Consider the following 24,246-nt stretch of genomic DNA (forward strand, 5'->3'; position numbering starts at 1 on the left):
CATCGTGAGCATTTATTTTTCACCGAGGTTGGCGAATGTGCCCACATGCTTATGTGGGCGAGCCAGTTTGATAGCGCGCGTGTGAAGGGGGATCCGGTTACGCGTGCGGCGCTGGAAGAGGCCAGCTTGCGTCCCGGTTTTGAACAGGCATGGAGCGCGCTGGAAGAGGAATATGGCGTGCTGGATGCGTTGTTGACGGCGCGTCAGCAGGCTGGCTTGACGCAGGAGCAGCTGGCGCAAAAGATGGGCACCACCAAGAGCGCGGTGTCGCGTCTGGAAGCGTCGCTGCGCAGCGAAAAATATTCGCCGTCCTTTGCCACGCTGAGGAAATATGCCCAGGCTTGCGGCAAGAAATTGGTGCTGCAACTGATTTGAGCGTATTGACCGGCGCAGCCATGCCGCCGGTCTGCGGGACGCGCTGATCTGGCGCCTACTGCTGGCCCGAACGCTTGATCGCGTGTACCCCGAGCATCGAAATATCCTTGCCGCCGTCGCCGGCCGCCAAGGCTTGCAAGAAGTTGTCGCGCAGCACGCTGGCGAAGGGCAATGGCACATCGTGCGCCTCGCCAGCCTTCAGCGCCAAGTTGCAATCCTTCAAGCCCAGGCGCAAGGTGAAGCTTGGCTGCTCCACTGTGCGCTGGCTAATCAGCGGACCGTAGATTTTGTAGGCCGGCGACGCAAATAGGGTATTGGTGACAAAATCGACCATGCTTTCGTTGGCGATGCCATAACTCTGCGTCAGCGCCATCGCTTCGCCCAATGCTTCGATGGCGCAGCCCAGCATCATATTGGCGGAAATTTTCAAGATGGCCGCCTGTACCGGCTGGTCGCCCATCGGCCAGGTTTTCTGGCCCATCATATCGAGCAGCGGCTGCACCTTGTCGATCGCTTGCTGCGGGCCGGCGACGGCGATATTCAAGGTGCCGGCGGCGGCCAGGTTGTTGCGGCCAAACACCGGTGCGGCGATATAGGCCACGCCCGCTTTTTCATGCAGTTCGCTTAGTTCGATGGTCAGGGCGGCCGATAGGGTTGCCATGCTCAGGTGAATCAAGCCCGGTTTGGCTGACGCCAGCGCGCCGCTGTCGATGACGATTTGGCGCGTCACATTGTCGTCCGACAGCATGGTGATGACCACGTCGGCATCGAACGCCTGCTGCGGTGTATCGACCACCACTGCGCCCAGCTTTTTCATTTCTTCCAGCGGTTCCGGGCTGCGATTCCAGATACTGAGTTGATGGCCTGCCTTGAGCAAGTTGGGCACCATCCCTTTGCCCATGGAACCAATCCCGATAAATCCGATATGCATAATAATAAACTCCGATAGTGCGTTGGTGGGTATTCGAATGTGTCCGGGCTGGCACCGGTTTGTTATCGTGCAATGTTCTTACCGAGCGGTAAGCATATCAGGATACGGACAGATCTTCCGCGACGCAGGAGTGGATTGCAAGGATGATAATAAAAGTGGGCAGGCGAAAAAAATGGCCAGTTCCGCATAACGGGACTGGCCATTTTTCTTGAATCCTGGTGGTGATAGGTGGACTTGAACCACCGACCCCAGCATTATGAATGCTGTGCTCTAACCAACTGAGCTATATCACCTTACAGACCGGTTTGATCCGGATGCGCTTTAAAACATAAATGGCCCAGTCATAATATCGGCTGGACCATCGATGATTGTTCTTTGGTGGTGATAGGTGGACTTGAACCACCGACCCCAGCATTATGAATGCTGTGCTCTAACCAACTGAGCTATATCACCCAACAGCCGAGCATTATCCGGTCTTCACTTTATGTTGTCAAGACAAGTGCTGAAAATTCCGCGATTTTTCGCGCTTTGCTGATTTATTCATTACTTTGCGGTCACTCTCAAGGCTTCCAGCCGGGCCAGCATGGCCGCCGCCGGATCGGACTCCAGGCAATCGATGACGATGCGCTCCGGCATCGAGCGCAGCCATGTCAATTGCCGCTTCGCCAGTTGGCGGGTGGCGATGATGCCGGTGTCGCGCAAGGCCGCGCGGTCGATATGGCCGTCCAGGTAATCCCAGGCCTGGCGGTAGCCGACGCAGCGCATCGACGGCAAGCCGGGATGCAAGTCGCCGCGCCGCCGCAAATGGTCGACCTCGTCGAGCAGCGCGTCGTTTTCCAGCATCAGGTCGAAGCGCCTGGCGATGCGCTGGTGCAGCACGGCTCGGTCCGACGGTTCCAGCGCGAACGATACCAGATTGAAGGGCAAGACAGTTTTTTCGCGCAGCGCCAGCAAGGTCGACATCGGCTTGCCGGACAGCGCGATGATTTCCAGCGCACGCTGGATGCGCTGCGCGTCGTTCGGTGCCAGCCGCGCGGCGGTGGCCGGGTCGAGCTGGGCCAGCCGCTGGTGCATGAGCGGCCAGCCGACCAGCGCCGCGTCGGCTTCCAGCGTGGCGCGCAGCACCGGATCGGCGCCCGGCAATTCGTCGAGCCCGTCGGCCAGGCCCTTGAAATACAGCATGGTGCCGCCGACCAGCAGCGGCAGTTTGCCGCGCCCGGCGATGTCGGCCACCAGCCGCAGCGTGTCCTTGCGAAATTGCGCCACCGAATACGCATCGAGCGGGTCGATGATGTCGATCAGGTGGTGCGGCACGCTGGCCTGTTCTTCCTTGCTCGGCTTGGCGGTGCCGATATCCATGCCGCGATACACCAGCGCCGAATCGACCGAAATGATTTCAGACGGGATTTTTTCGGCGATGGCCAGCGCGGCGGCGGTCTTGCCGGACGCGGTCGGCCCCATGATGGCGAGCGCCAGCGGTAGTGTTGCTGTGTTTGTCATTCAATACTTTGTCTTGTTACTTCATCTTTTTTATTGGCCGCGCAAGAACAGTTTGTCCAGTGCGCCGATGTCCACCTGCACCCAGGTCGGGCGGCCGTGATTGCATTGGTCGGCCCGTTCGGTGCTTTCCATCTGGCGCAGCAGGGCGTTCATTTCCTGCACCGACAGGATGCGGTTGGCGCGCACCGCCGTGTGGCAGGCCAGCGTGCCGAGCAATTCATTTTGCCGTTCGATCAGCACCCGCGAACCGCCGTATTCGCGCACGTCGCGCAGCACGTCGCGCGCCAGCGTCTGGGCGTCGGCGTTTTTCAGCAGCGTCGGCACCGAGCGCACCGCCAGCGTGGTCGGCGACAGCGCGGCGATGTCGAACCCGAGCGCCGTCAAGGTGTCCTGGTTTTCATTGACGGTGCTCACTTCGATCGCGTCGGCGTAGAAGGTGACCGGGATCAGCAGCGCCTGCACCTGCATGGCGTGGCCGGATACCTGGGCTTGCAGCGCGTTTTTCAATTGTTCGTACAGGATCCGTTCGTGCGCCGCATGCATGTCGACCAGCACCAGTCCCTTGGTGTTTTGCGCCAGGATGTAAATGCCGTGCAATTGCGCCAGCGCGAAGCCGAGCGGATATTCTTCCTGCGCCATCGCTTGCGGCGACGCGATATAGGGTTCGGCTTGCTGGATCGTCGCCGGCGGCATGCCCGGGCGCTCGCTCGCGGCGTCGCCGCTGAACAGCGCGCCATAGTTGGCGCTGCTTTGCGCCACGCCGGCCAGGCCGCCGCCGAGGAACGGTTTCGATGGCCCGAATGGCGACGGCGAGAAGGTATTGCTGAATTGCGGGCCGAACGAGGTCTGGGTCTGTTCGCGGCGCCAGTTGCCACCGCCACCACCACCGCCACCGCCACCGTTGCCGCCGCCACTGGCACCAGCGCCGCCGCCGCTGCCGCCGTGGCCGAAGCCGCCATCGGCCGCCGGTTGCGGCGACGGCACGCTGCCGAACGCGGTGGCCGAGGTTTGCGCCAGCGCGCGCTGCACCGCGTGGAACACGAACTGGTGCACCGAGCGGCTGTCGCGGAAGCGCACTTCGATTTTCGATGGATGGACGTTGACGTCGACCAGCGCCGGGTCGAGGTCGAGCGCCAGCACATACGACGGGAAACGGTCGGCGTGCAAGACGTCTTCATAGGCGGCGCGCACCGCGTGCACCAGCAGCTTGTCGCGCACGAAGCGGCCGTTGACGTAAAAGAACTGGCCGTCGGCGCGCGTCTTGGAGGCGGTCGGCAAGCCGGCAAAGCCGTGCAGGCGCAGCGGGCCGGCCGTTTCATCGAGCGCCAGCCGCGCCTCGGCAAAGTCGTTGCCGAGGATGTGGGCGCTGCGCTTGGCCATTTCGCTGATGTTCCACTGGTCGATGGCGCGGCCGTTGTGGCTCAGCGCAAACGATACGTCGGGCCGCGCCAGCGCGATGCGCCGTACCACCTCGGCGCAATGGCCGTATTCGGTTTGTTCGGACTTCAGGAACTTGCGGCGCGCCGGCGTATTGAAATACAGGTCTTGCACGTCGACCGTGGTGCCGCAGGCGCCGGACGACGGCGTCACGTCGCCATGGTGCGAACCGACGATTTCCCACGCGTGGGCGGCGTCGGCCGTGCGCGAGGTGATGGTGACCGCCGCGACCGAGGCGATCGACGCCAGCGCCTCGCCGCGAAAACCCAGCGTGCCGACGTTTTCCAGGTCCGACAGGCTGGCGATTTTCGACGTGGCATGGCGCGCCAGGGCCAGCGGCAGCTGTTCGGGGGCGATGCCGCGGCCATTGTCGGTGATGGCGATGCGCTTGACGCCGCCTTCCTCCAGCCGCACCGTGATCTGGGTGGCGCCCGAGTCGAGTGCGTTTTCCAGCAATTCCTTGACCACCGCCGACGGCCGTTCGACCACCTCGCCGGCGGCGATTTGGGAAATCAACTGGTCGGGCAGGGCCTGGATCGGGCGATGGGGCGTCATGGGAGCGTTCATGGTACGGATTATAGCGTTTTGGCCGGCGCGCCTGCAGCCGGCCGGTTTCAATTAGTGGCGGACGGCTGGTTCGCGCACCGGGATCGGCGCGTTGCATAGTTCGATATAGCCGGCCGGGACTTTGTTCCATGGCCCGCCGCGGTTGCGCTGCGCTTCCACCACCGCCTGGTAGGCGGCGCTATCGGTGCGCATCACTTCCAGCTTGCTGCGTTCGGCTTGCGGCACGTCGGCGGCCAGCCGTATCGCCTTGATCGGCACGTTCTTGTCCGGCGTGTCGTAAAAGCCCATCGGCGCAGTGCCGCGCGGCAGCGTCGACAGCAGCGGCATGCCGGACACCACCCGGCCGACCACGGTGATGTTGCGGTCCAGGTGGCGCGGCGCATGGCCGATGACGGCGTACAGCTCGGCGCCGCCGCCGCTGTCGCTGCCATTGTCGCGTCCGACGCCGACGGCGCCATAACAATGGGTCAGCCAGGCGCGGCCGCTTTTCGGATCGCGCGCCGACGGGAAACCGTTCGAATGGCCCACTTGCGGCGCATAGCCGTCGCGGTCCGGCAAGCGGGTGAAGTGGCGATCGTTTTTCAGCGGCACGGTGAATTCGCCGGGCAGCGTGCGTTGCGCCGTCTTCATCGGCTTCGGCTCTGTTTCATTCGGATCGCCCCATTGGACCACCCAGTTGTCTTGCGCGCGCACGATCGCCAGGCCGTCGAAATACCGCTCGCGCACCAGCGCCTTGATGTTGGCGACATGGTTGGGCGCAAAGGCCGGCGCCATTTCAATCACCACCCGGCCGCCCGGAATCTCCATGTACAAGGTGTTGTCGGGGTCGAGCGGGCGCCAGTCGGACGGCCTGGACGCCTTGATCAGGTCGGCCACGCTGGCCTTGACGGGCGCATCGGCGGCTTGCGCGCAGTGGATGGCGAGCAGCATGGCGATGGCGGAACAAGTTCTGAATGCAGTCATGCGGAAATCTCCAGAAGCTAAGGCTGTTTGTTAATTAAAGGGTACTTTAAGTAATCTTAATACGGAACAATGTAAAGTTGGCAAAGGTCGTTGTCGGAAAGGCTGGCCGGCGGTTTGATGTGCCGCGCATTTAGAGCCTATCCCAGTAGATGAATACGCCCTCTTCTGGCGCCCCTCAGGAACGGGGACTGCGTTGATCGTCGTCGCGTGGCTCGCCACGCTTCCTCCTCACGCCTGGTCCGCGCTCCTGATGCGCGGCCAGAACAAGACGCTCACTACTGGGATAGGCTCTTAATCACAAAATATCACGGCCATTGCGCCGTTGGGCGCCTGCCGTGGTGTATGATTCCGCCGCAACCTTTAGGGAAAATTTATGGATTTTGTGCAATTCCTTGACATGATCGTTCATGTCGACAAGACACTTGGCGTCCTGATCGCGCAATACGGCACCCTGGTGTACGCCGTGCTGTTCGCGATTATTTTTTGCGAAACCGGATTGGTGGTGCTGTTTTTCTTCCCGGGGGATACGCTGCTGTTTATCGCCGGCGCTTTTTGCGCGACCGGGGAAATGCATCTCGGCCTGTTGATGGCGTTGCTGGTGACGGCGGCGATTACCGGCAATACGCTCAATTACTGGATAGGCGAGGCGATCGGGCACCGGGTATTTACCCACGATTACCGCTGGATCAACAAGGATGCGCTGCGCCGTACCCACGATTTCTTCGACAAGCATGGCGGCAAGACCATCATCCTGGCGCGCTTCGTGCCGGTGGTGCGTACTTTTGCCCCGCTGGTCGCCGGCGTGTCCGACATGACCCATGCGCGCTTCCAGATGTATAACATCAGCGGTGCGATACTGTGGGTGGTCGGCCTGGTGACGGCTGGCTACTTCTTTGGCAATATCCCGATGATCCGCGACCATCTGACGCTGATCGTGCTGTTCGGCGTCGGCGTGGCGGTAGTGCCGATCGCGCTGGGCGGCTTGTGGAAATTGTACAAAAAGATGACCACCCGTAAAGCTGGAACCTGAGCGGGCGATAGGCTGCGGCACAGTCCGCAGCCGGCCCGGCCCGGCGATTTTGTTTCCGTTTTCTGCCATTATTTCCGCACCATTTTCCTCTGGCATTCATGTCAAAATTCAAGTTTTAGCATGTAACAGCCGTATACCAGAAGGTAATCGACCCTTTCTGGAATCCCATGCGTAATTTGAGCGCCCTGCTGGTTTGCAGCCTTGCCATGATGACGGCGAGCGCCAACGATGTGCCCGCCCCCGGTAGCGCGTCGGCTTCGGCTGCCGCCAGTGCGTCGGCACCGGCCAGCGCCGCCGCCAAGGCCGCCGCCGCCAAGACCCTGACCGAGTCGGTCAAGAAACCTGTCGCGCCAAGGTCGTCGGCCGCCAGCGCCGCCGCCGCGCGCGCCGCCGAAGATCAGTCCGAACTGGATTTATCGGCCAAGATCGCCGCGCGCCTGGCCGAGATGCGCGCCAACCAGGCCGCCCGCGCGGCGCATGCCGCCAAGGCCCGCAAGGCGGCGACGGCGGCCGCCGCGGCGCGCGCCGCCGCGCCGGTGCCGCCGCCGGTCCCGCAAAGCACCGACTGGTCGTATGAGGGCGATACCGGGCCGGACAACTGGGGCAAGATCAATTCCAGCTGGGCCCAGTGCGGCAACGGCACGCGCCAGTCGCCGATCGATCTCCGCGACGGCATGAAGGTCGACCTGGAGCAGATCAGCTTCGACTACAAGCCGTCGTCGTTCACCGTCATCGACAATGGCCACACCATCCTGGTGACGGTCGGCAGCGGCAATTACATCACCGTGCAAAACCATATGTACGAGCTGGTGCAGTTCCACTTCCACCGTCCGTCGGAAGAGCGCATCAACGGCAAGGGCTATGAAATGGTGGTGCACCTGGTGCACCGCGATGGGCAAGGCAAGCTGGCGATGCTGGCGATTTTGCTGGAGCGTGGCAACCCGCAAAGCACCATCCAGACCGTGTGGAACAATCTGCCGCTGGAGAAAAAGGAGCTGGTGACGCCGGCGATCGTGCTCGATCCGGCCGAACTGCTGCCGCAGAAGCGCGACTATTTCACCTACATGGGCTCGATGACCGAGCCGCCCTGCACCGAGGGCGTGCTGTGGATGGTGATGAAACAGCCGCAGCAGGCGTCGCCGGACCAGATGGCGCTGTTCAGCCGGCTGTATCCCTTCAATGTGCGGCCCATCCAGAACAGCAACGGCCGCGTCATCAAGGAATCGAACTGAGTGTGCCGTTTAGGACCAGTTGAGCTGCTGGCGGCCCGACCAGCTTTGGCCGGGCGCCAGCGTGGCCGGTGCGATCAGCGCCGCCTCGATGCAGATAAAGCGCCGGTATTCATCGTCGCTCATGTCGTTCAAGGCCCGGCTGTCGGCCGCGCCGGGATTCCACACCACCGCGTCGGTAAACCCCTGCTGCTCCAGTTGCAGCGTGGCGTCGCCCGCGCTCAGGGTCAGCGGCCCCGGCACCTGGCGGTAGAGCCGGTCCAGCTTGTCGTCGAAGGACAGCACCGCTTCGCGCTGGATGGCGTCGCTGTGCTGCGGGTCTGAAAAATGCACGTCTTGCAAACCCGCCAGGCGGCTGGACTGGAAGTCGCCGACCTGGTGATAGCTGTGCAGCGCCGCCGAAAACGGGAACGCTTGGGTACCGGTGTTCGCGACCGTGAAATCGATGGCCAGCCGATTGCCGTGCAAGGTCACGCGCAGGGTCAGTGCGAATGCGAACGGCCAGGCCGACGCCAGCGGCGCCGGCAAGTCGGATGGGGCCAGGCTGAATTCGGCGTAAGCACCGTCGTCGTCGCTGCCATTGCCGCTCAGGCGCCAGTGGGCGATGCGCGCAAAACCGTGGCGCAAGCCGGTGCCGCGTTCGCTGAATTGGGGAAAGATCAGCGGCACGCCGCCACGGATCGCCTTGCTGCCGTCGAGCGCCGACAGCGCGCTGCAGAACAGCCGCTCCTGGCCGTCCGCGGTTGTCCACGACACCAGGTGGCCGCCGTACAGCGTGACGGTGGCGTGGGCGCCGTCCGGCGCGCTGATGCGCACTGCGGGCAGCGCGCCGAAGGTGGTCATGCTCATCGAGGAAGTTCCGTGATAGTCAAGTCAGGCGGTTCTTGGCCAGCGGCGGGTTTTTCGCGAGATAACGCTTGATGCCCTTGACGATGGCGTCGGCCAACTGGTCCTGGTAGCGGTTGTCGGTCAGCCGCGCTTCTTCTTCCGGGTTCGAAATGAAGGCGGTTTCGATCAGGATCGACGGAATGTCCGGCGCCTTCAATACCGCGAAGCCGGCCTGTTCGACCGAACCCTTGTGCAGCCGGTTGATGCCGCCGATTTCACTCAGCACCGCATTGCCGAGCTTCATGCTGTCATTGATCTGCGCCGTGGTCGACAGGTCGAACAGCACGCTGGCCAATTGCTTGTCGTGGCTCTTGACGTTGACGCCGCCGATGGTGTCGGCTTCGTTTTCCTTGTTGGCCAGCCAGCGCGCGGCGGTCGAGGTGGCGCCTTTTTCAGACAGCACGAACACCGACGAGCCGCGTGCGCTCGGCTGGATGAAGGCGTCGGCGTGGATCGACACGAACAGGTCGGCCTGCACCTTGCGGGCTTTCTCGACGCGCATTTGCAGCGGCACGAAAAAGTCGGCGTCGCGCGTCAGCATCACGCGGATATTCGATTGTTCTTCCAGCTTGGTCTTGAGGCGCTTGGCGATCGCCAGCACCACGTCTTTTTCGCGGCTGCCGCGATTGCCGGTGGCGCCCGGATCTTCGCCGCCATGGCCGGGGTCGAGCGCAACGGTCAGGATGCGCGTGATTTTCTGGCCAGGCACGGGCTTGTTGTCCGGCCGCGGCTCCGGCTTCGGCGGCACCGCCGCCACCTCCGGCGCCGGTGCAGCGATAGTCGCCGGGGCGGTGATAGGCGCCGGTGCGGCTGGCGCCGGGACCGGGGCCGGCGTGGTCGCCGCTACCACCGGCGCATTGGCGATGTCCGGCCGCAGGTCCGGCATCGGCGGCTTGACCGGGTTATCCGGGTCGCTCGACCATTCGCCTTTTTCGATCAGGCGGGCGATCGGGTCGGCTTGCCTGACCGGATACAGGTCGAAGATCAGGCGATGGTTGTACGAGCCGGCCGGCGGCAGCGTAAACAGCTGCGGCGTGACTTCTTCCTTCAGGTCGAACACCAGCCGCACCACGTTGGGCCGGTTCTGGCCGACCCGCACCTGTTTGATATACGGGTCGCCGGACTGGATCTTGGCCACCAGGCCTTTCAGCGTCGGGCTCAGTTCCAGGCCTTCGATGTCGACCACCAGCCGTTCCGGGTCCTTGACGATGAAATGGGTGGTTTTCAGGACGCTGTCGTTTTCCAGCGTGACGCGGGTGTAATCTTCGGCCGGCCAGACCCGCACGGCGAGAATCTGGGCGGCCATCGCCGGCAGCGGCGCCAGCACGGACAGCAACAGGGTGGCGCCGGCCTTCAGCACCGTGCGCCGGGTGGCCGGCGAGGCAATTAAAGGTTCGGTGCGAATTTGAGACGGTTGAGGCATGACAGACCCAGTTCAGACGACGCCTGCAATTCTACATCACGACCATGCCCGGCGACCTCAAGAAATATATTCAAATCGGCCGGCGGCAAGACCGGGTCGGCTTTTTCCGGCCATTCGACGATGCAGATATTGTCGCCGTCGAAGTCTTCGCGGAAGCCCGCGTCGAGGAATTCTTCCGGACTGCCCATGCGGTACAGGTCGAAATGGATCAGGTTGACGGCGCGGCCATCGAGTTGCACGGTGTACGGTTCGGACAAGGTATAGGTCGGGCTTTTGACATGGCCGGCATGGCCGGCCGCGTGCAGCAGCGCGCGCGTCAGCGCGGTCTTGCCGGCGCCAAGGTCGCCGTGCAGGTAGATCGCCAGGCCGGGCGCCAGGGCGCGCGCCAGCGCCGCGCCCAGGGCTGCGGTGCCGGCTTCATCGTTGAGGTGGGCTTTGAAATGGGCGGTCATCGGCTGCATCGAATAAAATGTGGTCTTATCGTTTTAAATATGAGTGTCTGACAGAATGTTCAGGGCAAGGCGTATCGCCGCAGACAGTACGAGAGTACGGCAAGGTGATATAACGAAGCCATGGACATTTTGTCAGGCACTCCAAGTTGGATCGGGCGCGCGGCTGCGGCTTTATCCATTGTAATGATCCATTGTAACCGCGAGAACGACGTCCCGGCATGAGCACCACCGAACCCGATCTGATCGAACTGGCGCGCACCATCAAGAGCTGGGGCAGGGAACTCGGTTTTGCCGAGGTGCGCATCGCCGACATCGATCTGAGCCACCAGGAGGCCGGCTTGCAGGCGTGGCTGGACGCCGGTTATCACGGTCAGATGGATTATATGGCAAGCCACGGCATGAAACGCGCGCGGCCGGCCGAACTGGTGCCGGGCACGGTGCGCGTGATCAGCGCGCGCATGAACTACCTGCCGCCGGCGCTGGGCCCCGACTGGCGGCGCGACGAAGCGGCGCGCCAGGACGATCCGGCGGCCGCCGTGATCTCGGTGTATGCGCGCGGCCGCGACTATCATAAAGTGATGCGCTCGCGCTTGCAGCAGCTGGCCGAACGCATCGAGGGCGAGATCGGCGCATTCGGTTTTCGGGTGTTCAGCGATTCGGCGCCGGTGATGGAAGTGGCGCTGGCCGAAAAGGCCGGCCTGGGCTGGCGCGGCAAGCATACCTTGCTGATCAACCGCCAGGGCGGCTCGTTTTTCTTCCTCGGCGAGATCCTGGTCGATTTGCCGCTGCCGGTGGACAGCCCCGAAACGCCGCGCTGCGGCCAGTGCTCGGCCTGCATCGCCGTGTGTCCGACCCAGGCCATCCTGGGGCCGCAGCAGCTCGACGCGCGGCGCTGCATTTCCTACCTGACCATAGAACTGAAGGGCAGCATCCCGCTGGAGATGCGGCCGCTGATCGGCAACCGGGTGTATGGCTGCGACGATTGCCAGACCATTTGCCCGTGGAATAAGTTCGCGCAACGGGCGGTGGTGGCGGACTTCGACGAGCGCAACGGCCTCGGCGGCTCCAGCATGGTCGCACTGTTCGGCTGGACCGAGGAGCAATTCAACCGGTGCATGGAAGGCAGCGCGATCCGCCGCATCGGCCATGAACGCTGGCTGCGCAACCTGGCGGTCGGCATGGGCAATGCAGCCGTCAAGGCCAAGGGCGCGCCGGACATCGTCGCGGCATTGACGGCGCGGCTCGACCATCCATCGGAGATCGTGCGCGAGCACGTCGCATGGGCGCTGGCGCTGCACCGCTCCTGCGCGGCCGGCAGCACCTGACAAAACGCCGATGACGGCGCGATTTTCGCTGCCCCGAAATTGCCACTTGACTTAGCGATATATCGTTATAAACTGTCGATATCTACTAACGATATATCTTTAAATGGGTGGCGACATGAGAAACTCACACTACGCCGGACACGGCCAGCACTACCACGGCTACCACGGCCAGCGCGATCACTTCGCATTGCACGGGCGCGGCGGACGCGGCGGTTTCGATGGCGAATTCGACGGCATGGGCGGCGGCATGGGACGTGGCGGGCGCGGCGGCGAACGCCCCGAGCGCGTGTTCGGCCGCGGCGACTTGCCGCTGATCGTGCTGGCGCTGATCGAGGCCAGCCCGCGCCACGGTTACGACATCATCAAGGCGATCGAGGAACGCTGCGGCGGCGCCTATGCTCCCAGCCCGGGCGCGGTATATCCGACGCTGACCATGCTGGAAGAGCAGGACCAGATCGTGGCGGCGGAAAGCGCCGGCGGCAAGAAGCTGTACAGCATCACCGGCATCGGCCGCGCCTATCTGCTGGAACACCGCAGCCAGGTCGACGGCATCCTGGCGCGGCTCGACATGTTCGCCCGGGTGCAAGCCAGGCGCGCGCTGCCGGAGCGGGTGCATCAGGCGATGCATACGCTGAAACACGCGCTGCTGCTGCGCAAAGGCAGCTGGGACGAAGCCGAAGCCGGGCGCGTTTGCGCCATCCTGCAACAGGCGGCCAACCAGATCATCGATGCAGACTGAGATAAAGGAGTCACCTTGAGCGCCATCCCCGAACGCCGGCACGCGATCGCCCGGGTGCGCCACGACCTGACAAGGCGCGTGCTGACCGTGCTGCGCACCGAACCGCTGAGCCGCCACATGCTGCGCGTCACGCTGACCGGCGACGACCTGGAAGGGTTTGTCTCGGCGCGCCTGACGACCATGTCAAGCTGATTTTCCCGGCCCCGGGCAGTCGCGCGCCGGTCTTGCCGGTGCCGGGCAACGGCCCGAATCCGATCACTCATGCCGAAGGCGAGCGGCCGGTCGCGCGCAATTAGACGCGGCGCCGCTACGATGCCCTGACGAAGGAACTGGATATCGATTTCATGCTGCATGGCGACGGCCCGGCCTCGTCGTGGGCGGCGCAAGCGGCGCCGGCCAGACGGCCAGCGAACATCACCAGACCCACAACGAGTGAGCGCGTAGCGGTAGCAGCTGGACGGGAGGCCGGCTTATTTCAGCAGGCCGGCCAGTTCGACCGCCGTCTTGACTTGCATCTTGTCGAAGATATGCGCGCGGTGCACTTCCACCGTGCGCATGCTGATGCCCAGCTTGTCGGCCACCACCTTGTTCATTTTCCCGGCCAGTATCAAGTCCAGCACTTCCCGCTCGCGGCTCGACAGCGTCGCCAGCCGCGCATGCACGGCCGCCAGCTCGCCGGCCTGGCGCGAGTTGGCCAGGCCCTGTTCGACCCGGTCCATCAAGTCGTTGTCGTTGAACGGCTTTTCAAAAAAATCGAAGGCGCCGCGTTTCAGGCTGTCGACCGCCATCGGCACGTCGCCGTGACCGGTCAGGAAAATCACCGGCAGGCGCTGGGTCAGGTCGCGCCGCACCAGCTGGTCGAACAGCGCGATGCCGTTCATGTCGGGCATGCGCACGTCGAGCAGCACGCAGTCGCCCTGCGGGTCGAACTGGCCGTCCAGCCCTTCCAGGAAGCGCAGCGCGCTGTTGTACGTGCAGGCGGCGATATTGCGCGACGACGCCAGCCAGGACAGGGAATCGCGTACCACTTCTTCGTCATCTATTATGTGCAGCATGGTGTCTCCGTTCAGTGCCGCCGCGGCCGCGCCGCCGGCAGGGAAAACTTGAATATGGTGCCGCCTTGCGGGTTGGCGCTGTGGTTCAGGGTGCCGCCGTGGAATTCGATGGCGGTGCGGCAGATGTTCAGCCCCATGCCCATGCCTTCCGCCTTGGTCGAGAAAAATGGCGAAAACAGCCGTTCGGCGACTTCCTGCGCAATGCCGTGGCCCTGGTCGGTGACCGCCACCGTGACTTGCTCTTCCTGCGCATCGTACACCGCCGACAGGCACATGATACGCCGCTCCGGCGCGATCTCCTGCATCGCCTCGATGGCGTTGCGGGTCAGGTTCAGCAGCACTTGTTCGATCATCACGCGGTCGGCGCGCACCATCGGCAATTCCGGCGGCAAGTCGGTCAGCACCGTCACGTACGATTTGCGGGCCTGCAAGTCGATCAGCGCGCGGATGTCGTCGACCAGCAGCGGAATCGCGACATCCTGGCGCACCGGATCGCGTTTCTTGACGAAACCATGCACGCTGCGGATGATCTGGCCGGCGCGCTGCGCTTGCGCGCTGGCCTGTTCCAGCGCCGGTTTCAGCAGCGCCGGATCGACCGGCTTGCCGTAATCGGCGGCGCGGCCGATCAGGTTCAGCGCGCCGGTGGTGTAGCTGGAAATGGCCGCCAGCGGCTGGTTCAATTCATGCGCCAGCATCGACGCCAGTTCGCCCATGGTCGCCAGGCGCGCGCTGGTTTGCAGTTTTTCATGCTGCTGGCGGTTCAATTCCTCGACCCGCTTGCGGTCGGAAATGTCGAGGAAGGAGCCCATCCAGCCGGTTTGCCTGCCATTCTTGTCGAGCAGCGGCGACTCGAAGATCAGCACCGGCAGGCGCGCGCCGTCGGAGCGCTGGAACACGGTTTCGAATTGCGGCGTGGCGCTGCCGGCCAGCACCCGCGTAAAACGTTCCTGGTACTCTTCCATCGCTTCCGGCGCCCAGTACGGCATCGGCGGCAGCTTGCCGAGGATTTCCTCGGCCGGATAGCCGACCAGCTCGCAAAACGCCGGGTTCACATACGTGACGCGGCCTTCCAGGTCGCGCGCGCGCAAGCCGGTCACCAGCGAGTTTTCCATCGCGGTGCGGAACAGCATTTGCTGGCGCAGCGCGCCCTCGGCCACCAGCCGGCGCGAAATATGGCGCCACAGCGCCAGCAAGCTCCACAATAAACCCAGCGACAGCGCGATCACCGAGCCGACCAGCAGGTTGGGCAGCAAGCGCGGCTCGCTCTTGACGCTGTCGGTAAACAGGGTGATCGACGCGCCCGGCACGTCCAGCGCGCGCTTGTGGGTGTACACGCCATGGCCGGGACCGGCCGCGGCACGGCGCGCCAGCACCTTGTCGTCGCGGTCGATCAGGCTGATCTGGTTATCCTGGGCAAACCACCACGGCACCATTTCATCGAGCAGGCTGCTGATCTTATAGGTCGCGACCAGGCTGCCGAGATAGCGGTTGCCCTCGTACAGCGGCAAGTGATAATCCATCAGCATGGTCGCCGGCGACGCATCCGGATTGCCCAGTTGCGGTTCCGGCTGGCTGTACTGGGCCTTCCTGATGCGGCGCGCATTGTCGGCCGCCAGCAGCGAGGCCGGCGAAAAATACACGTCTTCGGATGCGTCGTTGTCGCTGGCGGCCAGCACCTTGTTGCGCGGGTCGATCCAGATCACGCGCTGCAATTCGCGGCCGTTCTTCAGCAATTGCTGCAGGCGCTGCTGCAGTTTTTCCGGCGTCAGGTGGCCGGCGTCGATTTCGCCGCCCAGCGTGCGCAGGCTTTCTTCATCGCGCGCCAGCTGGAAGCGGATGGTTTGCTCGACCCATAAGGTATCGGCAATTAATTGTTCCTGGCGCTCATTGCTTTCCATCTGCCGCGCCTGCCAAGGCAGCCACAGCAGCACAGACAGGAATAACAGCAGTAAAATAACCGGCATCAGCCAGCGCACCGGGCTGGTAAATTGAAGACGGTGCGCGAGGGAATGCGGACTTTTCATCTGTGGCAGGGTAGCGCTTTGGTCATGGCGGGCTATTGTGGTTATCCACAATAGAAGTGCTTGTCAATTTATAACAATATCTATCTGGCAATAATAAAATAATAAAGATCTATCATAAATAACCACACGGAGACAGCCTTGAAAATGAAAACCATCCTGGTGGCGCTATGCGCCGCCGCCAGCATCAACGCCTACGCACAAGCGCCGATCATCATCAAGTTCAGCCACGTGGTGGCGACCGATACGCCGAAGGGCCAGGCCGCGGAACGTTTCAAGCAACTGGCGGAAAAAGCCACCAATGGCAAGGTCAAGGTTGAATTGTACCCAAACAGCCAGCTGTACAAGGATAAGGAAGAGCTGGAAGCCTTGCAGCTGGGCGCGGTGCAAATGCTGGCGCCGTCGCTGGCCAAGTTCGGTCCGCTGGGCGTGAAGGAATTCGAGGCGTTCGACTTGCCGTATATTTTCCCGACCAAGACCGCGCTGTATAACGTCACCGAAGGCGAAATCGGCAAGAGCCTGCTGAAAAAGCTGGAGCCGAAGGGCATCACCGGCCTGGCGTACTGGGATAACGGTTTTAAAGTGATGTCGGCCAACAAGCCGCTGCACAAGCCGTCCGACTTCAAGGGCATGAAAATGCGCATCCAGTCGTCCAAGGTGCTGGACGCGCAAATGCGCACGCTGGGCGCCAACCCGCAAGTGCTGGCCTTCTCGGAAGTGTACCAGGCGCTGCAAACCGGCGTGGTCGACGGCACCGAGAATCCGCCATCGAATATGTACACCCAGAAGATGAATGAAGTGCAAAAACATGTGACCGTGTCCAACCACGGCTACCTGGGTTATGCGGTCATCGTCAACAAGAAGTTCTGGGATGGCTTGCCGCCGGATATACGCATGGAACTGGAAAAGGCCATGAAAGAGGCGACCACGTTTGAAAAGGCCATTGCCCAGCGCGACAACGACATGGCGCTGGAAGCCATCAAGAAAACCGGCAAGACCACCATTTACACGCTCAGCCCCCAAGAGCAGGCCGAATGGCGCCGCGTGCTGGCGCCGGTGCAAAAAGACATGGAAGGACGGATCGGCAAGGAGCTGATTTCCGCCATCAACAAGGAAAGCGCGAAGTAATTCCGCTGCTGGTGCAACCGGACTGACTGCCGCGCCAGCGGCAGCCGGCCCGGCTTTGCCGTGCGCGCCTGCTTTTAAGACAGGCGCGTGCGCTCCATCTTTTTTTGAAAGTTTTCATCATGAAATTCCTTGATCGTCTCGAGGAGTGGCTGATCGCGTCCCTGATGGGCGCGGCCACCCTCATCATTTTCGTCGCGGTGATCCACCGCTACCTGGCCGGCTTGCCGATTCCCGGCGTGCAGGATTTCCTGATCCAGGTGAATACCAGCTGGGCCCAGGAACTGTGCATCTATATGTTCGTCTGGATGGCCAAGTTCGGCGCCGCCTACGGCGTGCGCACCGGCATCCACGTCGGCGTCGACGTCGTCATCAATCGCCTGAACACGCCATGGCGCAACAAATTCATCGTGTTCGGCCTGCTGGCCGGCGCCGTGTTCACCGGCATCGTCGGCACGCTGGGCGCCAGTTTCGTCTGGTCGATCGGCCATACCGAACAAACCTCGGCCGACCTGGAAGTGCCGATGTGGCTGGTCTACCTGGCGGTGCCGCTGGGCTCGTACCTGATGTGCTTCCGCTTCCTGCAAGTGATGGTGGGTTTCATTCGAACCGGCAACCTGCCGAAACATGACCATTCGCACGTCGAAGGATTGGATGACGAATTGACGGCGGAAGAAAAAGGAGCCAAAGCATGAATACCGTGATTATTTTCGTCTTGCTGCTGACGCTGATGCTGACCGGCATGCCGATCTCGATTTCGCTCGGCTTGACGGTGTTGACCTTCCTGTTCACGATGACCAGCGTGCCGATCGAATCGGTGGCGCTGAAGATTTTTACCGGCATTGAAAAATTCGAGATCATGGCGATCCCGTTCTTCATCCTGGCGGGTAACTTCCTGACGCATGGCGGGGTGGCCAGGCGCATGATCAACTTCGCCAGCTCGATGGTCGGCCACTGGCATGGCGGCCTCGGCCTGGCAGGCGTGATGGCCTGCGCACTGTTTGCCGCCGTGTCCGGCTCCAGCCCCGCCACCGTGGTGGCGATCGGTTCCATCATCTTGCCGGCGATGGTCAAGCAGGGTTATCCGCGCGCGTTCGGCGCCGGCATCATCACCACCTCCGGCGCGCTGGGCATCCTGATACCGCCATCGATCGTGATGGTGATGTACTCGGTCTCGACCAATACCTCGGTCGGCAAGCTGTTCATGGCCGGCGTGATTCCGGGCTTGATGCTGGCCATCCTGCTGGGCCTGACCACTTGGTTCCGCGCGCGCAAGAAAGGCTATCCGCGCATGCAGAAAGCCACCTGGCGCGAGCGTTTCAGCACCTTCAAGAAAAGCGCCTGGGGCCTGTTGCTGATCCTGATCGTGATGGGCGGCATTTATAGCGGCAAGTTCACGCCGACCGAAGCGGCGGCGATGGCGGCGGTCTATGCCTTCATCATCGCGGTGTTCGTCTACAAGGATTTGAAGATCAAGCAAGTCGGCAAGGTGCTGCTCGATTCCGCATCGATGTCCGCGATGCTGTTGTACATCATCACCAACGCCGTGCTGTTCTCGTTCTTGATGACCAGCGAAAACATCCCGCAAGCGATGGCGGAATGGATCACCGGCCAGGGCCTGGGCGTGATCGGCTTCTTGCTGCTGGTGAATGTCTTGCTGTTGTTGGCTGGTAACGTGATGGAGCCGTCGTCGATCGTGCTGATCATGGCGCCTATCCTGTTCCCCGTGGCGATCAAGCTGGGCATCGATCCGATTCACTTCGGCATCCTGATCGTCGTCAATATGGAAGTGGGCCTGTGCCATCCGCCGGTCGGCTTGAACCTGTATGTGGCGTCGGGCATCACCAAGATGGGCATCTCGGAATTGACGGTGGCGGTGATGCCGTGGCTGATGACGATGCTGGGCTTCCTGGTCTTGATCACCTATGTACCGCAAATCTCGCTGTGGCTGCCGAATTTAATTTATGGTTAAAGCAATGTATCGCTCGCTACTATAAAAAAAGTCGATCCCATCTGGTAAATAAGTTATGATGGGCGACTTTTCGGGGATACGTACATAAGCATATGCAAGAAAGCTACTTATCCTTGAAGCAAGAATTCGGAAATCAGTTGGTGGGGGAGTGGTCTATAAAAACGGTATCGATACCGGGGATATATTGAGGAGACACACGTTTCACAGAAGTTGTTGAGTTATCGCTGCATGCAGTCACAAGCTGGCTACGGCGAACCCAAACGACCGGAGACGTGAAGCAAGACTTGAAGCGCACCATGGGTGCGCTTTTTTTTCGTCCCGGCGCCGTGGCCGCAACTGGGTAAAATGGGGTCATCGACAGCCTGGGTATGCCACGGATCGTGGTATTTCGGTCACAGCAAAATGACAAGTGTTATGAAAAAACAACAAGGTAGCGCATTCTTTTCCGCCATCGTCGCGGCGCCGTTCGGCGCGGTCGGCATCCGCAGCGTAGCGGGCCTGTTGCGCGAGCTGGTTTACCTGCCGCCGCATTTCGACGAAAAGGACGGCCACGACAGCGTCAGCGAACAGGCGGCAGTGCAATTGCAGCGTTATTTCAGCGATCCCGACTTCGTCTTCGACTTGCCGCTGGCGCCGGCCGGCACGCCGTTCCAGAACCGCGTCTGGCAGGCGATCCGCGCGATCCCGCGCGGCCACGTCGCGACCTACGGCCAGCTGGCCAGGCAATTGCCGTCGGCGGCGCAGGCGGTCGGCCAGGCCTGCGGCGCGAATTGGTATCCGGTGATTATTCCGTGCCACCGGGTCACCGCGGCGGGCGGGCTGGGCGGTTTTTCCAACCACGACGAGGCCAACGGTTTTCATCTCGGCGTCAAGCGCTGGCTGCTGGCCCATGAAGGCGTCGAGGGGTATTGATGGCGCTCGATAATGGCTCCCTGATCGACGAGTTTTGCGACAGCCTGTGGCTGGAAGATGGATTATCGAAGAATTCCCTCGACGCTTACCGGCGCGACTTGCGTCTGTTCGTGCGCTGGCTGGAAGTGACACGGCCCGGGCGCGACAATTTGCTGCAGGTCGGCACCAGCGACTTGCAGGATTATTTTGCCGCGCGCCATGAAGACAGCAAGCCCAGTTCGTCGAACCGGCGCCTGTCGGTATTGAAACGGTTTTACCAGATGGCCTTGCGCCAAAAACAGATCACCATCGATCCCTGCCTCAAGATGGTGTCGGCGAAACAAGCCACGCGCTTTGTCCATACGCTCAGCGAAGCGCAAGTCGAGGCGTTGCTGGCCGCGCCGGACGTGTCCACGCCGCTGGGCCTGCGCGAACGCACCATGCTCGAATTGATGTACGCTAGCGGCTTGCGGGTGTCGGAACTGGTGGACTTGAAAAGCGTCGAGCTGAGCTTGAACGACGGCGTGCTGCGCATCACCGGCAAGGGGGCCAAGACGCGGCTGGTGCCCTTCGGCGAGCAAGCCCGGCTGTGGATCGAACGCTACCTGCAAGAGGCGCGCGGTCTGATACTCGGCGGCCAGGCCGATGACGCGCTGTTCGTCACGCGGCGCGGCGGGCCGATGACGCGGCAAATGTTTTGGGTGTTAATCAAGAAACATGCACTGAAGGCGGGCATCAGCGCGCCGCTGTCGCCGCATACCTTGCGCCACGCATTCGCGACCCATTTGCTGAACCATGGCGCCGACTTGCGTGTCGTGCAACTATTGCTGGGCCATTCAGATATTTCGACCACCCAAATTTACACCCATGTGGCGCGCGAGCGCTTGAAGCTGCTGCATGCGCAGCATCATCCCCGCGGCTGAAAAATTTGCATTTGCCATATCTGCGTCATAATGTGCTTCATATGCATTCGTTTGTGATATCAAAAACTAAAGAGGTAGTAAATGGCAAAGACAAATTTCCAGTACGAAAAACGACAAAAAGAGTTGGAAAAGAAGAAGAAAGCCGAGGAAAAAGCCAGGCGCAAGCTGGAGGCGAAGAACAATCCCAAGCCTGAAGACGGCGCCGGCGGGGATGCAGAAGATGAGCCTGTTCAAGATGCCGCGGCTGCCGGCGATACCCCGGCCGAGCCTGCATAATTGAAGCAGGGCTTGCGGGAATGGGGGGAACCCATTACCCGCAAGCAAGCTTGATGGGCGGCTATCTTATTGCCAGCCGAACTTGCGGATATAAAACCGCTTCAGTCCGGTCGTCACGATGGCGTAGCACAGCAGGATGCCGGCCAGCCACGGGAAGTACAGCAGCGGCAACGCTTCCAGCTTGAAATAGCCGGCCATCGGTCCCATCGGCAAATAAATGCCGACTGCCATCACGATGCCGGTCATGGCCAGCACCGGCCATGCCGCGATGCTGTGGATGAACGGCAGTTTTGGCGTGCGTATCAAATGCACCACCAGCGTTTGCGTCAGCAAGCCGACCACAAACCAGCCCGACTGGAACAAGCCCTGGCTGGCCACCGTGTTGGCGCCGAACACCAACCACATCAGCGCAAATGTCGCCATGTCGAACAGCGAACTGAGCGGGCCGAAGAACAGCATGAAGCGGCCGATGCCGCGCGGATTCCATTGCAGCGGTTTGGCCAGCAATTCGCGGTCCACCTGGTCGAACGGCAGGGCGATTTGGGCAATGTCGTACAGCAGGTTTTGCACCAGCAAATGCAGCGGCAGCATCGGCAGGAATGGCAAGAATGCGCTGGCCACCAGCACCGAAAACACGTTGCCGAAGTTCGAGCTGGCCGTGATGCGGATATATTTCAGCATATTGCTGAACGTCTTGCGGCCTTCGATGACGCCCGCTTCCAGCACCATCAAATCCTTTTCCAGCAAGATGATGTCGGCCGCCTCGCGCGCGATATCGACCGCGCTGTCGACCGAAATGCCGATGTCGGCCGCGCGCAGCGCCGCCGCGTCGTTGATGCCGTCGCCCATGAAACCGACGATGTGGCCGTTGCCGCGCAAGGCCGTCACCAGGCGCTCCTTGTGCAGCGGCGTCAGCCTGGCGAAGACCGTGTTTTTCTGTGCCACGCGGGCCAGCTGGTCATCCTTCATGCGCTCGATTTGCGGTCCCAGCACCATGCCGTCGATGACCAGCCCCAGCTCGCGGCAAATCTTGGCGGTCACCAGTTCATTGTCGCCGGTCAGCACCTTGACCGTCACGCCATGGGCGGCCAGCGCCGCCAGCGCCGGCGCCGCGCTGTCCTTGGGCGGATCGACGAAGGTCAGGTAGCCGGCCAGCGTCAGGCCGCTTTCATCATCGACCGAGAACACCGTTTGATCCGGCGCCGCGGTGCGCACCGCCACCGCCACCACCCGCAAGCCTTCCTCGTTCAAGTCGCGCGTGACGCGCAGCAGCCGCTCCAGCATGCCCTTGTCGAGCGCCACCGTGCCGCCGCCCTGGCGCACCCGGCTGCACACCGACAGGATTTCCTCGACCGCGCCCTTGCAAACCAGCTGCCGCTCGCCGTTGCCGTCATCGACGATGACCGACATGCGGCGGCGCTGGAAGTCGAACGGCACTTCATCGACCTTGGCGTACTGTTGCCTGATGTGCAGCGCGGTCTCGGCCGGCATGTGCATCAGCAGCGCCGTGTCGAGCAGGTTTTTCAAGCCGGTCTGGAAATGGCTGTTCAGGAAGGCCAGCCTGAACACCTCGGGGTTGTCGCCGCCGAAGGCGTCGGTGTGGCGCGCCAGTATCATCCGGTCCTGCGTCAGCGTGCCGGTCTTGTCGGTGCACAGCACATCCATCGCGCCGAAGTTTTGCATCGCATCGAGGCGCTTGACGATCACCCGCTTGCGCGCCAGCAGCGTCGCGCCCCTGGCCAGCGCCGAGGTGACGATCATCGGCAGCATTTCCGGCGTCAGGCCGACCGCCACCGACAGCGCGAACAGGCACGCCTGGCCCCAGTCGCCGCGCGCCGCGCCGTTGACCAGCAAGACGAACGGCGTCATCACCAGCGCGAAGCGGATCAGCAGCCAGCTGACGCTGTTGACGCCGGCCTGGAACGCGGTCGGCGCGCGTCCGGCCGCGCCGAGGCGGGCCGCGATGGCGCCGAAATAGGTGGCGCCGCCGACCGCCAGCACCACCGCCATGGCGCTGCCCGAGACCACGTTGGTGCCCATGTACAGCAGGTTGTCGAGGTCGAGCGGATTGTCGCCGGCGAAGCGCTGCCGTTCGGCGAACTTCTCGACCGGCAGAAACTCGCCGGTCATCGCGGCCTGGCTGACAAACAGATCCTTCGCTTCCAGCACGCGGCAATCGGCCGGGATCATGTCGCCGGCCGACAGCACGATGATTTCTCCCGGCACCAGCTGGCTGAACGGCACTTCGATCTGGCGCGATGCGCGCGCCGGCATGCGCAGGTTGAAGTAGCGCCGCGCGTCGGCCGCCGCGTCATCCGACAAGTCGCGCCGGATCACGCTGGCGGTATTGCCGACCATGACCTGCAGGCGCAGCGCGGCGCGGTGCGAACGGCCCTCGACGACAAAACGGATCAGCGTCGACAGCAAGACCATGCTGGCGATGACCCAGGTGGCCTTGGTATCGTCGTTGAAGAACGACAGCAGCACCAGCGCCGTCAGCAGCAGGTTGAACGGGTTGCGGTAGCACAGCCACAAGTGGCGCCACCATGGCAGCGGCTTTTCATGCGCGATCTGGTTGCTGCCGCTGCGCAGCCGCACCGCCTTCACTTGCGCGCCGCTCAAGCCATGTTCGCTGGTGCGCAGCCGCACCAGCACGGCCGCCAGGTCTTCCCGCGACGCCCGCATCAAGTCGTTCGCCATGCGCTGCGGCACGGCGCGCGCCAGTTTGCCGGGCGTGGCCGCGTCGCCGATCGGCCGCAAATGAAAATTGCGGCCCAGCTCGCGCCAGGACAGCAGCCGTCCCGACAGGTTCTTGAACAGTTTCATGCTGTACTCCTGTTAAGTAATTCTCGGGAAATTATTGTGAATTTATGACGAACAGAACCGGATGCTCTGCAAGGCGCTCGTTGCGACGCAGTGCGAGCACTGCTAGCAGCGAGCAACACCGCAGAGCGTCGGTTATGGCAGTCAGAAATCACAATAATTTATTGGGGGTTACTTAGAGCCTATCCCAGTAGATGAATACGCCCTCTTCTGGCGCCCCTCAGTAGCGGGGACTGCGTTGCTCGTCGTCGCGTGGCCCGCCACGCGTCCTCCTCACGCCTGGTCCGCGCTGCTGATGCGC

General features: G+C 62.3%; 22 protein-coding genes and 2 tRNA genes. 12 read left to right on the plus strand and 12 right to left on the minus strand.

Annotated features, from left to right (window positions below; all coding sequences use genetic code 11):
* The first annotated feature begins 51 nt into the window (after positions 1 to 51).
* A complete protein-coding gene (locus tag GJA_RS03940; protein WP_144241668.1) occupies positions 52 to 375 on the plus strand; it encodes a helix-turn-helix domain-containing protein in 324 nt (107 codons plus the stop codon).
* Positions 376 to 430: 55 nt separating this feature from the next.
* On the opposite strand, the gene GJA_RS03945 is transcribed toward GJA_RS03940, so the two are convergent.
* From GJA_RS03945 to GJA_RS03970, 6 genes are all read right to left on the minus strand, one after another.
* Entirely contained in the window at positions 431 to 1,306 is an 876-nt protein-coding gene (locus GJA_RS03945) for an NAD(P)-dependent oxidoreductase (RefSeq protein WP_038489037.1), read from the minus strand.
* Positions 1,307 to 1,522: 216 nt separating this feature from the next.
* A tRNA-Met gene (locus tag GJA_RS03950) sits at positions 1,523 to 1,599 on the minus strand.
* A gap of 83 nt (positions 1,600 to 1,682) precedes the next feature.
* Positions 1,683 to 1,759: transfer RNA gene (locus GJA_RS03955), tRNA-Met, on the minus strand.
* 90 nt (positions 1,760 to 1,849) lie between these two features.
* Complete coding sequence (gene miaA / locus GJA_RS03960; RefSeq protein ID WP_038489038.1) at positions 1,850 to 2,806, minus strand: tRNA (adenosine(37)-N6)-dimethylallyltransferase MiaA; 957 nt, start codon at positions 2,804 to 2,806, stop codon at positions 1,850 to 1,852.
* A 30-nt stretch (positions 2,807 to 2,836) separates the two neighbouring features.
* Positions 2,837 to 4,810: a DNA mismatch repair endonuclease MutL gene (gene mutL, locus GJA_RS03965; protein ID WP_038489039.1), complete on the minus strand. Its 1,974-nt coding sequence runs from the start codon at positions 4,808 to 4,810 to the stop codon at positions 2,837 to 2,839.
* 51 nt (positions 4,811 to 4,861) lie between these two features.
* Entirely contained in the window at positions 4,862 to 5,773 is a 912-nt protein-coding gene (locus GJA_RS03970; RefSeq protein ID WP_038489041.1) for a peptidylprolyl isomerase, read from the minus strand.
* Between the two features lie 373 nt (positions 5,774 to 6,146).
* On the opposite strand from GJA_RS03970, the gene GJA_RS03975 reads away from it, so the two are divergent.
* Positions 6,147 to 6,803 (plus strand): VTT domain-containing protein, encoded by a 657-nt coding sequence (locus GJA_RS03975; RefSeq protein WP_038489043.1) that lies wholly within the window; start codon positions 6,147 to 6,149, stop codon positions 6,801 to 6,803.
* Between the two features lie 167 nt (positions 6,804 to 6,970).
* A complete protein-coding gene (locus GJA_RS03980; protein ID WP_038489045.1) occupies positions 6,971 to 8,035 on the plus strand; it encodes a carbonic anhydrase in 1,065 nt (354 codons plus the stop codon).
* A 9-nt stretch (positions 8,036 to 8,044) separates the two neighbouring features.
* Here the strand turns inward: GJA_RS03980 and GJA_RS03985 are convergent, their stop codons facing one another.
* The 3 genes from GJA_RS03985 to tsaE are packed head-to-tail and all read right to left on the minus strand — an operon-like array spanning position 8,045 to position 10,795.
* Positions 8,045 to 8,881, minus strand: coding sequence for a D-hexose-6-phosphate mutarotase (locus GJA_RS03985; RefSeq protein WP_038489047.1), 837 nt, complete (start codon positions 8,879 to 8,881; stop codon positions 8,045 to 8,047).
* A 19-nt stretch (positions 8,882 to 8,900) separates the two neighbouring features.
* A complete protein-coding gene (locus GJA_RS03990) occupies positions 8,901 to 10,343 on the minus strand; it encodes an N-acetylmuramoyl-L-alanine amidase (protein WP_038489049.1) in 1,443 nt (480 codons plus the stop codon).
* A complete protein-coding gene (gene tsaE / locus GJA_RS03995; protein ID WP_038498632.1) occupies positions 10,307 to 10,795 on the minus strand; it encodes a tRNA (adenosine(37)-N6)-threonylcarbamoyltransferase complex ATPase subunit type 1 TsaE in 489 nt (162 codons plus the stop codon). Before tsaE ends, GJA_RS03990 begins: the two co-directional genes overlap by 37 nt.
* Before the next feature lie 218 nt (positions 10,796 to 11,013).
* Between tsaE and queG the strand changes: the two genes are divergently transcribed.
* The 3 genes from queG to GJA_RS27695 all read left to right on the plus strand — a co-directional run bounded on the left by queG (position 11,014) and on the right by GJA_RS27695 (position 13,051).
* The gene (gene queG, locus GJA_RS04000; RefSeq protein ID WP_038489051.1) at positions 11,014 to 12,120 is read left to right on the plus strand and encodes a tRNA epoxyqueuosine(34) reductase QueG; all 1,107 of its coding nucleotides are present in this window, start codon (positions 11,014 to 11,016) and stop codon (positions 12,118 to 12,120) included.
* Between the two features lie 115 nt (positions 12,121 to 12,235).
* Positions 12,236 to 12,859 (plus strand): PadR family transcriptional regulator, encoded by a 624-nt coding sequence (locus tag GJA_RS04005; protein WP_038489053.1) that lies wholly within the window; start codon positions 12,236 to 12,238, stop codon positions 12,857 to 12,859.
* A gap of 15 nt (positions 12,860 to 12,874) precedes the next feature.
* On the plus strand, positions 12,875 to 13,051 hold the full coding sequence (locus GJA_RS27695; RefSeq protein ID WP_156484130.1) for a hypothetical protein: 177 nt from the start codon (positions 12,875 to 12,877) through the stop codon (positions 13,049 to 13,051).
* A 278-nt stretch (positions 13,052 to 13,329) separates the two neighbouring features.
* Here the strand turns inward: GJA_RS27695 and GJA_RS04015 are convergent, their stop codons facing one another.
* The gene (locus GJA_RS04015; protein ID WP_038489055.1) at positions 13,330 to 13,914 is read right to left on the minus strand and encodes a response regulator transcription factor; all 585 of its coding nucleotides are present in this window, start codon (positions 13,912 to 13,914) and stop codon (positions 13,330 to 13,332) included.
* Between the two features lie 11 nt (positions 13,915 to 13,925).
* Positions 13,926 to 15,938 (minus strand): PAS domain-containing sensor histidine kinase, encoded by a 2,013-nt coding sequence (locus GJA_RS04020; RefSeq protein WP_038489056.1) that lies wholly within the window; start codon positions 15,936 to 15,938, stop codon positions 13,926 to 13,928.
* A 138-nt stretch (positions 15,939 to 16,076) separates the two neighbouring features.
* Here GJA_RS04020 and GJA_RS04025 point away from each other — a divergent pair, with 138 nt between their 5' ends.
* From GJA_RS04025 to GJA_RS04050, 6 genes are all read left to right on the plus strand, one after another.
* On the plus strand, positions 16,077 to 17,063 hold the full coding sequence (locus GJA_RS04025) for a TRAP transporter substrate-binding protein (RefSeq protein WP_038489057.1): 987 nt from the start codon (positions 16,077 to 16,079) through the stop codon (positions 17,061 to 17,063).
* Positions 17,064 to 17,182: 119 nt separating this feature from the next.
* Positions 17,183 to 17,755 (plus strand): TRAP transporter small permease, encoded by a 573-nt coding sequence (locus tag GJA_RS04030; RefSeq protein WP_038498635.1) that lies wholly within the window; start codon positions 17,183 to 17,185, stop codon positions 17,753 to 17,755.
* Positions 17,752 to 19,032, plus strand: coding sequence for a TRAP transporter large permease (locus GJA_RS04035; protein WP_038489059.1), 1,281 nt, complete (start codon positions 17,752 to 17,754; stop codon positions 19,030 to 19,032). The genes GJA_RS04030 and GJA_RS04035 overlap by 4 nt, the downstream gene beginning before the upstream one ends.
* 414 nt (positions 19,033 to 19,446) lie before the next feature.
* Complete coding sequence (locus tag GJA_RS04040; RefSeq protein ID WP_038489061.1) at positions 19,447 to 19,944, plus strand: methylated-DNA--[protein]-cysteine S-methyltransferase; 498 nt, start codon at positions 19,447 to 19,449, stop codon at positions 19,942 to 19,944.
* Positions 19,944 to 20,846, plus strand: coding sequence for a site-specific tyrosine recombinase XerD (gene xerD, locus GJA_RS04045; protein WP_038489063.1), 903 nt, complete (start codon positions 19,944 to 19,946; stop codon positions 20,844 to 20,846). Before GJA_RS04040 ends, xerD begins: the two co-directional genes overlap by 1 nt.
* 81 nt (positions 20,847 to 20,927) lie before the next feature.
* A complete protein-coding gene (locus GJA_RS04050; protein WP_038489065.1) occupies positions 20,928 to 21,122 on the plus strand; it encodes a hypothetical protein in 195 nt (64 codons plus the stop codon).
* A gap of 66 nt (positions 21,123 to 21,188) precedes the next feature.
* Here GJA_RS04050 and mgtA read toward each other — a convergent pair whose 3' ends face one another.
* Positions 21,189 to 23,948 carry a magnesium-translocating P-type ATPase gene (gene mgtA, locus GJA_RS04055; protein WP_038489067.1) on the minus strand — a complete coding sequence of 920 codons (2,760 nt, stop codon included), beginning with the start codon at positions 23,946 to 23,948 and terminating at the stop codon, positions 21,189 to 21,191.
* Positions 23,949 to 24,246: the final 298 nt, after the last annotated feature.

It is taken from the genome of Janthinobacterium agaricidamnosum NBRC 102515 = DSM 9628, from assembly GCF_000723165.1.
Lineage (GTDB): Bacteria > Pseudomonadota > Gammaproteobacteria > Burkholderiales > Burkholderiaceae_D > Janthinobacterium > Janthinobacterium agaricidamnosum.